This is a genomic window from Aminobacter sp. LjRoot7 (assembly GCF_964252895.1).
GTDB lineage: Bacteria > Pseudomonadota > Alphaproteobacteria > Rhizobiales > Rhizobiaceae > Aminobacter > Aminobacter aminovorans_B.
On record NZ_CAXUPX020000003.1, the window covers coordinates 61,189 to 74,392 of the forward strand.

A 13,204-nucleotide genomic window follows, 5' to 3' on the forward strand; every position below is an offset into this window, starting at 1 on the left:
GTCAGTTGCCGAGGGTCGCGACGAGTACTGCCTTGATCGTGTGCATTCGGTTCTCGGCCTGATCGAAGACGATGGAGGCCTCCGATTCGAAGACCTCGTTGGTAACCTCCATGCAGTCGATGCCATAGTCTCGGGCAATGCGCGCGCCGACTTCTGTGCTGTCGTCGTGAAAGGCCGGCAGGCAATGCATGAATTTCGCGTAAGAATTCCCGGTCGCCTGCATCAGCGCGCGGGTGACGCGATAGGGGATAAGCAGCGCTATGCGCTCCGCCCAGCCGCTCTCATCCTCACCCATGGATAGCCAAACGTCGGTGTAGACGAAGTCGGCGCCTTCGACGCATTTTTCTACGTCTACATCCAGCCGAAACTGGCCACCATTACGCTCGGCCAATTCGCGGACATGCGCGCAAAATTGTTCGTCCGGCCAGAGTGGCTTGGGAGAAGCTATGCGTATATCCATGCCGACTTTGGCGGCTCCGATCGCCAGTGATTTAGCAACATTGTCGCGGCCCTCGCCGACGAAGGTGACAGTCACATCTGACAGGTGCTTGTGGGTGAACTCGCGCATGGTCATGAAGTCTGCGAGGATTTGGGTCGGATGATCCTCGTTGGTCAGGCCGTTGTAGACCGGCACGCCGGCATACTTGGCGAGCTGCTCGGCTTGATGCTGGCCAAAGCCGCGATATTCGATCGCATCGTACATGCGGCCCAGTACGCGCGCGGTGTCCTTCATCGATTCTTTGTGGCCGATATGGCTGCCTGACGGACCGATATAGGATACATGCGCACCCTGGTCATAGGCAGCGACCTCGAACCCCGATCGGGTGCGGGTGGAATCCTTCTCGAAGATCAGCGCGATGTTCTTGCGCACCAGACGCGGCACTTCTGTACCGGCCTGCTTGGCCGCCTTGAGATCGGCAGCCAGCCTAAGCAGGTAGCGGATTTCTGGGGGCGAGAGATCGTCCAGCGTGAGCACGTTGCGGCCCAACAGATTGACAGGCATGGTCTGTGGTCCTTTTTCAGATCGGATCGCGGGCGATTGGGCAAGTCATGCAGTGCCCTCCGCCGCGGCCACGGCTGAGTTCGGCGCCTTCTACGGTGATGACCTCGATCCCCGAACGCCGCAGCAGCGTGTTGGTGTAGACGTTGCGATCGTAACCTATGACCACACCTGGCTCGACGGCGATGACATTGTTGCCATCATCCCACTGCTCGCGCTCCGCCTGATAGGCGTCGCCCCCGGTGCCGACGATGCGAAGCGCCTTCAGGCCAAGCGCCTCCCTCACGATATCGGTGAAGGGCTTTTCCTCCTCAATCACGTCCACGACGGTTTCGCCTTCGCCGGGTCGCAGCGAAAAGGTTCGCAGCCGGTCGACGACTGGTGGATACATCGTGACGAGGTCGCGGTCGCAGAAGGTGAAGACCGTGTCGAGATGCATGAAAGAGCGGTCGCGCGGCATTAGGGCGGCAATGACGCGCGTCGCCTCGCCGGCGGCGAACAGACTGCGGGCCAATCCGCCGACCGCCTGCGGGGTCGTTCGCTCGCCCATACCCACCAGGACGACGCCGCCACCGATGGGCATAACATCGCCGCCTTCGAGGCTGACACCTGGTCCAGGATTATCTGGCGACACGAAGGCAAGGTCGTCTTTTCGGAAGCGGGGATGGAAGCGGTAGACGGCCTCCACATTGGTGGCTTCTGGCTTCCGCGCTGGCCAGTACATGGCGTTTATCGATACCGCGCGATAGACCCAGCAGGATGAATCGCGGGTGAAGAGCTGGTTGGGCAGGGGCGGCAGCACGAAGTCCTGCGGTAGCATCGTCTTGCCCGTAAGGCCCGCCGGTTCGAAGGGTAACTCGGCACGCGCGATGCCGCCGACGAGGATTGCGGAAAGCTCCTCAGCGGGCATTTCCTCCAGCCAACCACGCAGCTCTTCGACCATGTCGTAGCCCACGACCGAGGCGTCAATCCGGCGGTCGAGCAGCCATTTACGGGCTTCCGACAGCGCTAGGGTTTCAGCAAGCAGTTCGCCGAACAGATGCACTGTGACGCCGCGCTCGCGCAAGGCGTCGACGAAGACGTCGTGCTCTTGCCGGGCGCGCTTGACCCACAAGATGTCGTCGAACAGCAGCGCCTTACAGTTGTCGGGTGTGAGTCTGCGCAGACTGAGATCCGGACGGTGCACGATGACCTCGCGCAGCCGTCCAGTTTCGGAATGAACGCCAAGAGCGGTCATGATGAGGCCCTTTCGTTGCGGTTTTCAGAGCGCGCTGACCGCGCCGATCCACATCTGCCATCCGGCGTATAGGCCGATGGCGACGAGTGCGGCCGCGAGCACGGCTTCCACCGGCTGGAACACACGTTCGCGGTTCTCGCGCCGCGCCCAGATGTAGAAAGCTATGCCCGGCGCGTAGAGAACTGCGCACATGAACAGGTACGAAAGCCCCGCTGCGTAGACGAGCCACAGCCCATAAGCCGTCGCAACCACCCCGATGATCAGTGCAACGATGCGGTTTTCCCCCGCACCGTAGCTTTCCCCGGTCATCGCGAGCTTCGCTGCGTAGGCGCCGGAGAAAATGTAAGGCACGAGAATGGCAGCAGAGGCGATGTAGAAAAGCGCCTGGTATGTGCTTTGCGCGAAGAGCGTGATGATCAGAAATGCCTGCACAAGGAGATTGGTTATGAGAAGTGCGGTGGACGGCACACCGCGTTCGTTTTCATAGCCGAAGTACTTCGGCATGGTGCCGTCTCGGCCGGCCATGTGCGGGATCTCGGCCGCCAGCAGCGTCCAACTCAGGAAGGCGCCGATGACGGAGACGACAAGCGCCAGGTTGATGAGGATCGCCCCCCACGGGCCAACGATGGCCTCCAGAACACCGGCCATGGACGGGTTCTTTAGTGCGGCCAGTTCCGGCTGACTCATGATGCCGAGCGACAGCAGCGAAACCAGCGCGTAAAGCGCCAGGCAGGTAAGGAAACCGAACACCGTGGCAGTGGCGACGTCCTTGCGGCGTTCGGCGCGGGCCGAAAAGACGCTGGCTCCCTCGATGCCGATAAACACCCAGAGCGTGACGAGCATGGTGCTTTTTACCTGGTCCATGATCGAGCCGAGGTTGGCGTTGCCGAGCCCGGTGAAGTCGAGCGACCAGACATCGACCTTGAATGCGACAGCAACAACTCCGATGAACAGAACGATCGGTGCGATCTTTGCGACTGTGACGATCAGATTTACTATCGCCGCCTGCCGTACGCCGGCCATGACGAGCAGATGGATAGCCCATAGCAGTACCGAGGCACCGAGAACGGCTTGCCAAGTGTTGCCGTCTCCAAAAGACGGGAAGAAGTAGGACAACGCGCTGAATACGATGACGGCATACGATACGTTGCCGATCCAGGCGCTGATCCAGTAGCCCCAGGCACTGTTGAAGCCGATGAAGGGGCCGAAGCCGGCCTTGGCGTAAGCATAGGGACCTGCATCCAGATCCGGCTTTCGTGTGGCGAGCGACTGATAGACGAAGACCAGAGCCATCATGCCCACCGCAGTAATGCCCCAACCGATGATAACGGCCAAGGGGCCGGCGCCGGCAGCCATGTTTTGCGGCAGGCTGAACACGCCGGAACCGACCATCGAGCCGATGACGAGCGCCGTGAGCGCACCAAGGCGCAACCTTTTGCTCGACACGATCGGAGTTCTGGCGGCGGACGTCGAAATCTCGGTAGTGGCCATGGTGTGTCTCCCAAGGTTAAGTCCATCTTCTTGGGTAGTCTTGGGCCGTTGGGGCATCCTCTGCTTTGACGCGCGTCAACAATCTGCGCCTCTGACCTGAAAATTGGCGCTGCCATCCACGACTCGAAATGGTTGTCTCTCCGTCCACGGCGAGATCACCCTTCAGATTTGGACGATGCCAAATTCCATAGGAGCGGCCGAAGGGTTCACCGCGACGCGGGCCGGAACCTTTGTAACCACGCTCATGTCGAGGCGCCCGTCGGGGTTACTCAGCGGCGAAGAGAATTGCCGGCTGCCTGGGAACTTCCGTGCACCTGAGGCGACTTAGATTTGCGATGCAAGAAAGAGCAGACCTACCACCGACGCACCAAGGCAGATCAGCAGCACGCCGGCAGCAGCCATATCCTTCACTACGCGAATTTCGGGGTGTATTTCCGGGTGCAGGCGATCGACGAGTGTTTCAAGGGCGGAATTGAACAGTTCCGCACCCAAGACAAGTGCAATTGCTAGCCCCACGATGGCCAGCCAAATACTGGAAGCACCGAGGAGCACTACACTCAAGGCAATGATTAGGCCGATCATCACCTGGGCCCGGAAGCTGTATTCACGTTGCCACCCCTCTCGCAAGCCCTGTATGGCAAAACCAAGTCGATTGAGAAAAGGTCTGTTCTTCATGTTCGTGTGCTTATTGGGACCCTGACATAGTGTCCGGTCGGATGTGTCGGCGATAGCGGCCAAAGTGGGCGTGGGCCGACTTGAATCTGTCAGCCACGGTGACCGCTATTATACACCGTTAGCCTGGAACCGCCTCAGTGATCTTGCCACCGACAAGTTTGATTCGACAGTTCATCCGCGCTGCCATGTCGAGATTATGCGTCGCGGCCACGACGGATTTGCCGCCTTAAAACGTGCTCTGACTGTTGCTGTCCTGGCTCCGGTAGCCAACACTATTTCCGTGGGCGGCATCCTCTTGACGACGGCCTATTCGACCTGTCGCCTTCAATCCGATGCGCCGCCCCCGGACACCATTGGCCGCAATTGCTCAATAAGTACCTTTGCCCCCCGAGAGAGCTTGTGGTCGCGACGATACATGACGCCAAACGGCACGGTGTGGCTTGTCATGCTTGGGAGAACGCGAGTCAGTTCCTTTGTGTCTTCCCATCTTCTCGCAAAATGGTCAGGAAGGAAGCCAATGTACTTTCCACTGAGAATTAACATCGCTGCTGCCTCCATTGAATGCACGATTGCAGCTGTCCTCAAGTTGTCAATGTAACTTGGCTGCTGGGACTCTCTCAGATAGCCCCTAGATACAAAATCAAAGGTTGCCCCCGAGCGAACAAGCCTCTCTTGTTGGGTTTCCGGCTCAGATAACTCATGATTCTTTGCACAATAAAGCGTAATCTTTTCGCGAAAAATCTCTTGGCAAGCGACAGCCTTTGATACGATAGACGTTGGGCCAATCGCTAGATCTATGTCTCCCTCAGCAAGACTGCTTTTCAATTTGTTCGGAGGCATAATATCCATCCGAATTAAAACGTTACGTTCTTTCAAAGACAGAGATTGAATCGCTTTCTGTATTGAGAATTGACGTTCTGAAATTAACCCGTCGATGATACCCAAACACAATTCCTTGCCGATATGGGTTTTGGTGCACCAGGCCTTGTTTTGGAATTGATCTATTGATTGGAAAAGTTCCTCCACTGAAGCGTAGAGCTCTGTTCCGCCAGGCGTGAGCTTAAAACCTGATCTTCCGCGATTGCAGATCTTGAATCCGACCCTCTTCTCGAGGTTCGCCATGTGCGTACTGATGTTGGAGAGGCTCATGTCGAGAGCCGACTGGGAGGTGGAGAGCCCCCCACACTCCACCACCGTCTTGAAGACCGTCAAAAGGCGAAGATCGAAGTCGGACACGGCCCTCATGTGCATTACCCCCGAAACGCTGTTTTCGGCCGGCCGGCGGCATCGAAACTTAAAGCGGCCCGGGATGCTCACTTCGGTTTGGCCAGAAGTCAACTTGAGGAGATAGGCATTTGTCCGCTTGGGTCAGCCTGACATCAATGCCGGGTCGACCGAATATTCCAGAAAGGTATTGCAATGGCGGACCGCCGATTTACGCCTGTGACCGGAACACAAATGCCCCGATATGCGGGGGCAGCGACATTGATGCGGCTCCCGCTAATTCTTCCCGGTTCATCCGATTGGGACGACATCCAGATTGGGTTGTTTGGAATCCCGTGGGACGGCGGGACGACCAATCGACCAGGAGCGAGGCAGGGACCGCGGCAGGTGCGAGACGCGTCAACTATGGTTCGCAACGTCAATCGCGCGACTGGTGTGAATCCTTTCGCTCTCTGCCGTTGCGCCGATATGGGCGATACACCTGTTAATCCTGCTGATCTCGCAGATTCGATGCAGCGAATTGAGCGTTTCGTCGACGACGTCTGCTCTTCGGGCATAGTTCCCCTTTTTGTCGGAGGTGATCATCTGAGCACGCTTCCGGTCATGCGCGCGATCAGTAAGCACGTAGGTCCCTTGGGAATGGTCCACATCGACGCCCATACGGATACATGGGATTCGTATTTCGACGGCCAGAAATACACGCACGGGACCCCGTTTCGCCGGGCAATCGAGGAGGGGATTCTCGACCCGAACCGCACTGTGCAAATCGGAATCCGTGGCGCTCTTTATGCTGACGGGGACGATTGCTGGGGACGCGATCAGGGCATCCGCGTGATCGACTTCGACGAATACAAGAGGTTAGGAGTCGAACAGGTACTGCGCGAAACCCGCGCTCGCGTGGGCTCGCAAGCGACCTATGTCAGTTTCGACATTGACGTGCTTGACCCAGCCTACGCACCCGGGACTGGAACGCCGGAAATCGGCGGTATGACGACTTACGAGGCCCAGTGCCTCGTCCGTGGCCTTGAAGGCATTACCTGCGTCGGCGCCGACGTTGTCGAGGTTTCACCGCCATTCGATACCAGCGGCAACACAGCTCTCGCGGCGGCCACGCTGATGTTTGAGATCCTCTGCGTGGCCGCTGGCACTGTCTCAAAAGCCAACAGCTAAACCGACCCGACCACACCGAAAAAGATAAACATTTGAGGAGGAACTGATGAATTTCGCCAGAAATCTAGCGGCAGTCGGTGCAATGGCCTTGTCCGCGTTGTCGTTTGCGGGTCCAGCGTCAGCCGAGCAGAAAATCGTTGATGTGGCATATCAATTGACCACCAGCCCCTGGATCGCCCGTCTGGCGGACGGGGCCTTCGAGACAGAGACCGGGTACACGATCAACTGGCACCAGTTCAACACGGGCGCCGAAATAATAAGCGCCATGGCGTCGGGTTCCATCGACCTAAGTGTGCTTGGCTCGAGCCCGTTGGCGGTTGCGTCTACCGCAGGGCTGGACATCAAACTGTTCTGGGTGCTGGAGGATATAGCCAGCGCCGAAGCGCTTTATGTCCGAAACGACAGCGGCATCAGTTCGCCACAGGATCTGGTCGGCAAGCGGCTGGCAGTGCCTTTTGCGAGCACGAGCCACTACCAACTCATGTACGCGCTGAAGAAATGGGGCGTCGATGAGCAGGTCACCGTGCTGAACCTGGATCCGAACAAGGCGGCAGCTGCATGGGAACGCAAAGACATTGACGGTGCCTTCATTTGGGGCGCGGCGATGGCGCGTCTTAAACGGAATGGCACCCCCCTCGTTACGGCCGGCCAAATCTGTGAGATGGGGCGCTGCACATTCGAAGGGATGGCCGTCAGTACTGAATTTGCCCGGGATAACGCTGAATTCATGCAGCAGTTTACGAGCGTAGTCGACCAAGCCAATCGCGATTACAGAAACAACCCTGCCGCGTGGGCGATCGACTCTGCCAACATCAAACTTATTTCAGATCTCTTTGGCGCCGATGCCAGCACCGTTACAGAAGACCTATCACAATACAAATATCCGTCGCTGAAGGAGCAGGCTTCCTGTGCTTGGCTGGGCTGTGGCGCCGAAGGCGGCGCAGCCAAGACGCTGAGGCTGACTGCCGAATTTCTAAAGTCTCAAGGCAGGATCGACAAGGTTCTCGACGACTATTCCGGCTTCGTTGCGGATGACTACCTAGCGGCTTCTCGGTAGCCTCGCGCGCCAAGCACTTCACCGCAGGAACCTCAGACATTCGAGCTCTAGCGCTCGAATATCTCAATGAAGGCTCTTGCTGCCGCCCGGCGCGGCCCAAGCAGCCGAAATCAGGCCAAATGGGCCGGCAGCGGCACTCCGCACGCTAGCTTTGTGAGGATTGTTCAGCTTAATGCCGAACGACTTCGCGACGGAAGCGTTCGCGGATATCCAGGGAGAAGACTTCGATATTATCGTTCAGTCGTTCTCGGACATCATCGAGTCGATCAGCGAAGTGAACTGTGTGGCATATGGCGTGGAGCCCGACACTGTTAAACGATACCACGAGGTAATGGCCAACGTCGGCGGGCCCGCACATCGCTGATCGCAGTCATGTTGCATAAATCGAAATCGTATGTTCCCGAACTGAAACAGTCTTTTGCGGAGACAACCATTCTTGCATGAAAGATGCATTAAATGGTTGAAGCTGGTGGTCTTTGCTACCTAATTCCGCACTTTTGCCGGGGATAGATCGCGCCCGCCGCGAGTGGGGTCAAGGGCGGGCGCTGGGCTCGGAGGGCCGCTTGCGAGGGGATGCTTGCGAATGAGCTTGGCCCAATATCAGCTCACCCTGACGCTAGGTCAAGCAACGAGCGCTGGCGCGACGGCTGCTAGTTGCAACCAGCCGTAACAGCGCCTGACATTCAGCTCCGACCTCAGTGAAGGTGCACGCGTTTGTTCAGATACGAAGTGTTGCCGTTCTGGATTTCGTCGAAGGACATAAAAGCCACTCGATCACGCCCGCCATGCTTAGCTTCGTACAGGCTCCGGTCAGCGATTTTGAACATTTCCGCGAAACCGGGAAGAGGCGAAAAGGCTGCGCCGCCCACGCTCACAGTCAACACGTGTTCGTTTCCGTCTGGGCGAAAAGACGTTGCTTTTATCTTGGCACGAATCCTCTCAGCGACTCCTGCAGCATCCGTTTCCGACGTGCCCGGTAGAAACACGCCAAATTCTTCGCCGCCGAGACGCCCAAAAAGATCATCTGAGCGGAGTGCCGATTTTATTGCGGCGGAAATCAACTGGAGCGCCTCGTCACCCTGATCATGTCCGTAACGGTCATTGACCGCCTTGAAATGATCCGCATCAATGACGAGAAAGGACCCGCGGGAACAAGCTGCCCGGCCGTCGCGGCCCATCCGCGCTTCGACCATGGCGGCAAAAGCAGTGCGGTTCAGGCACATGGTCAGGCGATCAGTTGTGGCAGCGTCTTCAAGCTTGTGGTTAGCGACCGCGAGCTCTCGCAACTTCAGCGTAAGATAGGAAAATAGCGGGACGGCCAGGATAACCGGAATTATTGTCGCCGAAACCATGCTGAGGTGAAGAGATTCGCCCCCCATTCTCATGAATACCATGAAGTTGATGGCGGCCGACACGGCAACGCAACCTAGTGTTCCGAAACCGGTCCAGGCAGCCAACTGCCGCCATCCGTGCTTGGATATTCCCTTCACGTCGACCATTGCGCCTCTGCCTCCCAGCTAAGGCGACACGATGACCCAAAAGGGTTGAAAATTGGGATACGGTGGGAAGAAATATTAGCGCTGCTGCAGGTAGGTGACGCGCGGATGCCGTCGCGACTAGGCCGATGGCGCGGTGTTCTTCCAGCGAAATATTCCGTCCACGCGGGCTGTACAGATAGGCCGCTGCGGACAAGGTCCGCCAACGTTGCTCAATGCCGCGAGGCCTGGGTCCCACTGAAACCGAGCATACATTGTTCGTTTGCGACGTGACGTCGGACCCCGACAAAGAACGACCGTAGCATGTAACCTGTGGCGTCCCAGTTCACGTCCTTTCGCCCGTGCGCAAGCTTGGTCAGCGTCCTGACTATTTCTTCGGCCGCGGCCCTGTCGCCCTCATGCTCTCGACACATCCGGCACAAGGTTTCGCTCGATGCGTGTGCCTCCGCGAGTCCTGTGGGATACGGAAAGCAGAACAGTTCTTCGATCTCGCATACACGGTCGAGTTCTGGCTTAAGAGATGTCGCAACTGTCCTGCACAGGGCGGGCGTGACATGGCGCGGAAGGGAGTCGGCGATGTTCTCCAGCATGTCGCAGAGCATCAGCAGCCGGGAGTGCCGGCGATTGAGTTCAGCCAGCCATCTGGGGCAGTCCGACTTCGACTTGGACATCTACTGGCCCATCAACAGTATGGCAAAAACTACCAGAGTGCACATGACGGCAGCAATCGTGCCAGTCTTTTGAAGTACCCCCATCCGGTACATGAGGCCAGCGAAACCAACGATGATTGGAGTTGCAACGGCTAGACCAATTTGTGCGTCCGACATATCGGCCCCTTTCGACGAATTGTCGCGAGTCCGGCCAGCTCAGGTGCCGGAGTTTAAGCGGTTGCGAGCATATCCTGCCGCGTGACCGCGTCTTTGCGCGATCACAAAGACATTTGCGCCATGACAAAGAAGCTGCTCGCGGTTCAGCATTAGGTCGCTGGATGGAAGCAGCCACACTTGTAACGCACGCCGCTGAGGAAGCGGACGGCAGCGATGATTTTCTCCTTTGGATATTAGTCTGGAGCGAGTTGGCCGCCTTTGGCCTACTGCTCGGCGCATTCCTTGTCGCGGGCGCCATGCAAATTGACCAGTTCGCGGCCGCGCGGGTACACCTCAACACGTCGCTCGCCGCCATTAACACCGGCGTGCTCCTTACGAGCGGCTGGCAGGCTGCCCTGGCAACGTCGGCCAATGCATCCCGGGACCGGGCGAGGTGGGCACTCATACGCGCCGCCCTCTTGGGCTTCTTGTTCGCGGCCATCAAGCTTGCCGAATACAGCGGCGAGATCGGCTTTGCCGGAGACGATGCCTATGGCGTGTTCTTCGAACTCTATTTCCTGCTGACAGGCTTCCACCTGATGCACGTTGTGTTTGGGGCTTTCGTGTTGCTGGTGGTGAGTGTGCGGGTTGCGCCGGCGAACACGCATCTCATCGCAACGCTCTGGCACACTTTCGACCTGATATGGATCGTCATGTTTCCGATCGTGTATCTGGCATGAGCAGCGTGGACCCCAGCAACCCGAGGCGACTGACGTTCGCATGGCTTGCGTTGCTTGCCCTGAGTGGCGCGAGTGCATTTGCAGCACAGCTGTCCTGGCCCGTCATCGGTCTTGTGTTCGTTTTGGGGCTCGCCTTCTTGAAGGTGCGTCTTGTAGCGAGGGATTTCATGGGCCTGCGCGGCAGCAACCCAACAATGCTGCGTGCGTTGCTCTGCTGGTGCCTGGTCCTTGCGCTTGGTGCACTGGCGAGAACGCTCGTCGTCTCCGTCGCGGCAGGCTGAAGCAGTCCGCTTTTGTTTGCCAAAACGCAAAGAACGTCTTCCCCAAACTCATAGAAGGGTTCGGACCGGACGGCATCCGGAGAGCGGTGGCTGGCCCGCCGGGATGAAACCGTTCGAACCATACCGCGCCCGCGGAATTCTGACTGGGAAAGGAACGCGTGATGGCAGAACGCCTCACAAAAACGGGGGCTCGAAACGTCTTTTACGGCGGCTCGATCTTCTTCTTCGCAATCTTCGTCGGGTTAACGGCCCACAGCCATTATTACATCCGCACGACCTCGACGGACGAGAAGACGCTGACGGACTCCGTGGCGCGCGGCAAGCACGTCTGGGAAAAGAACTCCTGCATCAACTGCCACACGATCCTGGGCGAGGGCGCCTATTTCGCGCCCGAGCTGGGCAATGTGTGGAAGCGCTATGGCGGCGAAAGCGACCCCGACGGCGCGCGCGACACGCTCAAGGCCTGGATGGCGGCGCAGCCTTCGGGGATCGAGGGCCGCCGCCAGATGCCGCAGTTCCACCTCAGCGACGAGGAGCTGAACGATCTTGCCGATTTTCTCGAATGGACCAGCCGCATCAAGACCCAGAAGTGGCCGCCGAACGAGGCAGGCTGAGGCGCCAAGGAGAGAGATATGAAATACCAAACGCAAAAGGTCGCGATGACCTATTTCTACGGCGCGCTGGTCCTGTTTTTGGCTCAGGTCGCCTTCGGCGTTCTCGCCGGGACCATCTATGTGCTGCCCAATACGCTGTCCGAGCTTCTGCCGTTCAACATCATCAGGATGATTCACACCAACGCGCTGGTGGTCTGGCTTTTGATGGGCTTCATGGGCGCGACCTACTATCTGCTGCCAGAGGAAACCGAGACCGAGCTCTTCAGCCCGAAGCTGGCGATCATCCAATTCTGGATGTTCTTCATCGCGGCCGGCGTCGCCGTGGTCGGCTACCTGTTCCGCATTCACGAGGGCCGCGAGTTTCTCGAGCAGCCCTTCGTCATCAAGGTCGGCATAGTCGTCGTGGTCCTGTTGTTCCTGTTCAACATCACCATGACGGCGCTGAAGGGCCGCAAGACGACGATCACCAACATCCTGCTGTTCGGCCTTTGGGCGCTGGCGATCTTCTTCCTGTTCTCGTTCTACAACCCCTCCAACCTCGCACTCGACAAGATGTACTGGTGGTATGTCATCCATCTCTGGGTCGAGGGGGTGTGGGAACTGATCATGGCGTCGGTGCTGGCGTTCCTGATGATCAAACTCAACGGCGTGGACCGTGAGGTCGTGGAGAAATGGCTCTACATCATCGTCGGCCTGGCGCTGTTCTCCGGCATTCTTGGCACCGGCCACCACTACTACTGGATTGGCGCGCCAGGCTACTGGCAGTGGATCGGTTCGCTGTTTTCGACGCTTGAAGTCGCGCCCTTCTTCTCCATGGTCGCGTTCACCGTCCATATGACCTGGAAGGCGGGCCGGAACCATCCCAACAAGGCGGCATTGCTTTGGTCCATCGGCTGTTCGGTGATGGCATTCTTCGGCGCCGGCGTCTGGGGCTTCCTGCACACGCTTTCGTCGGTGAACTACTACACCCACGGCACGCAGGTGACTGCCGCGCATGGACACCTCGCCTTCTTCGGCGCTTACGTGATGCTTAATCTCGCCATGATGGCTTACGCCATCCCCGAGATTAAGGGACGCGCACCTTACAACCAGTGGCTCTCGATCGTCAGCTTCTGGATGATGGTCACGGCCATGTCGGTGATGACCTTTGCGCTGACCTTCGCGGGTGTCGTCCAAGTGCATCTCCAGCGTGTGCTGGGCGAGAGCTTCATGGACGTGCAGGACCAGCTCGCGCTGTTCTACTGGGTGCGCCTCGGTTCCGGCGTTGTCGTGGTCGTCTCCGCGCTGATGTTCATGTGGGCCGTGCTCGTGCCCGGCCGCCAGCGCAGCGAGAAGCCGGCCCGCATCCTGCAGCCAGCCGAATGACTTTCCGTGCATGGCCCCGGAGCATTCCGGGGCCATGCACCCCATGCC

At 58.4% G+C, this 13,204-nt stretch carries 14 protein-coding genes; 7 read left to right on the forward strand and 7 right to left on the reverse strand.

Translation table 11 applies throughout. The features are described 5' to 3' along the window. Position 1 precedes the first annotated feature (1 nt). From argF to ACSQ3E_RS09790, 5 genes are all read right to left on the reverse strand, one after another. Positions 2-1,003: an ornithine carbamoyltransferase gene (argF, locus tag ACSQ3E_RS09770; protein ID WP_436122562.1), complete on the reverse strand. Its 1,002-nt coding sequence runs from the start codon at positions 1,001-1,003 to the stop codon at positions 2-4. 16 nt (positions 1,004-1,019) lie between these two features. Further along, a complete protein-coding gene (locus ACSQ3E_RS09775; protein WP_436122563.1) occupies positions 1,020-2,237 on the reverse strand; it encodes an arginine deiminase in 1,218 nt (405 codons plus the stop codon). Between the two features lie 24 nt (positions 2,238-2,261). Beyond that, entirely contained in the window at positions 2,262-3,728 is a 1,467-nt protein-coding gene (gene arcD / locus ACSQ3E_RS09780) for an arginine-ornithine antiporter (protein ID WP_436122564.1), read from the reverse strand. A 324-nt stretch (positions 3,729-4,052) separates the two neighbouring features. Further along, complete coding sequence (locus ACSQ3E_RS09785) at positions 4,053-4,403, reverse strand: diacylglycerol kinase (RefSeq protein ID WP_436122565.1); 351 nt, start codon at positions 4,401-4,403, stop codon at positions 4,053-4,055. 324 nt (positions 4,404-4,727) lie between these two features. Beyond that, positions 4,728-5,654: a LysR family transcriptional regulator gene (locus ACSQ3E_RS09790; protein WP_436122566.1), complete on the reverse strand. Its 927-nt coding sequence runs from the start codon at positions 5,652-5,654 to the stop codon at positions 4,728-4,730. A 237-nt stretch (positions 5,655-5,891) separates the two neighbouring features. On the opposite strand from ACSQ3E_RS09790, the gene speB reads away from it, so the two are divergent. From speB to ACSQ3E_RS09805, 3 genes are all read left to right on the forward strand, one after another. Beyond that, complete coding sequence (speB, locus tag ACSQ3E_RS09795; protein ID WP_312874168.1) at positions 5,892-6,797, forward strand: agmatinase; 906 nt, start codon at positions 5,892-5,894, stop codon at positions 6,795-6,797. Positions 6,798-6,843: 46 nt separating this feature from the next. Then, complete coding sequence (gene tauA, locus ACSQ3E_RS09800; protein WP_436122567.1) at positions 6,844-7,854, forward strand: taurine ABC transporter substrate-binding protein; 1,011 nt, start codon at positions 6,844-6,846, stop codon at positions 7,852-7,854. A gap of 172 nt (positions 7,855-8,026) precedes the next feature. Continuing rightward, the gene (locus tag ACSQ3E_RS09805) at positions 8,027-8,218 is read left to right on the forward strand and encodes a hypothetical protein (protein ID WP_436122568.1); all 192 of its coding nucleotides are present in this window, start codon (positions 8,027-8,029) and stop codon (positions 8,216-8,218) included. 331 nt (positions 8,219-8,549) lie between these two features. Here ACSQ3E_RS09805 and ACSQ3E_RS09810 read toward each other — a convergent pair whose 3' ends face one another. Both ACSQ3E_RS09810 and ACSQ3E_RS09815 read right to left on the reverse strand, forming a co-directional pair. Continuing rightward, the gene (locus ACSQ3E_RS09810; RefSeq protein ID WP_154386980.1) at positions 8,550-9,353 is read right to left on the reverse strand and encodes a GGDEF domain-containing protein; all 804 of its coding nucleotides are present in this window, start codon (positions 9,351-9,353) and stop codon (positions 8,550-8,552) included. Between the two features lie 209 nt (positions 9,354-9,562). After that, entirely contained in the window at positions 9,563-10,021 is a 459-nt protein-coding gene (locus tag ACSQ3E_RS09815; protein WP_184767450.1) for a hemerythrin domain-containing protein, read from the reverse strand. Positions 10,022-10,338: 317 nt separating this feature from the next. Here ACSQ3E_RS09815 and ACSQ3E_RS09820 point away from each other — a divergent pair, with 317 nt between their 5' ends. The 4 genes from ACSQ3E_RS09820 (at position 10,339) to ACSQ3E_RS09835 (ending at position 13,156) form a co-directional block, all read left to right on the forward strand. Then, the gene (locus ACSQ3E_RS09820; RefSeq protein WP_436122569.1) at positions 10,339-10,896 is read left to right on the forward strand and encodes a cytochrome c oxidase subunit 3; all 558 of its coding nucleotides are present in this window, start codon (positions 10,339-10,341) and stop codon (positions 10,894-10,896) included. Beyond that, positions 10,893-11,177: a cytochrome C oxidase subunit IV family protein gene (locus tag ACSQ3E_RS09825; protein ID WP_067965006.1), complete on the forward strand. Its 285-nt coding sequence runs from the start codon at positions 10,893-10,895 to the stop codon at positions 11,175-11,177. The genes ACSQ3E_RS09820 and ACSQ3E_RS09825 overlap by 4 nt, the downstream gene beginning before the upstream one ends. A 161-nt stretch (positions 11,178-11,338) precedes the next feature. Beyond that, positions 11,339-11,791, forward strand: coding sequence for a c-type cytochrome (locus ACSQ3E_RS09830; protein ID WP_067965004.1), 453 nt, complete (start codon positions 11,339-11,341; stop codon positions 11,789-11,791). An 18-nt stretch (positions 11,792-11,809) separates the two neighbouring features. Further along, complete coding sequence (locus tag ACSQ3E_RS09835; protein ID WP_436122570.1) at positions 11,810-13,156, forward strand: cbb3-type cytochrome c oxidase subunit I; 1,347 nt, start codon at positions 11,810-11,812, stop codon at positions 13,154-13,156. Positions 13,157-13,204 lie beyond the last annotated feature (48 nt).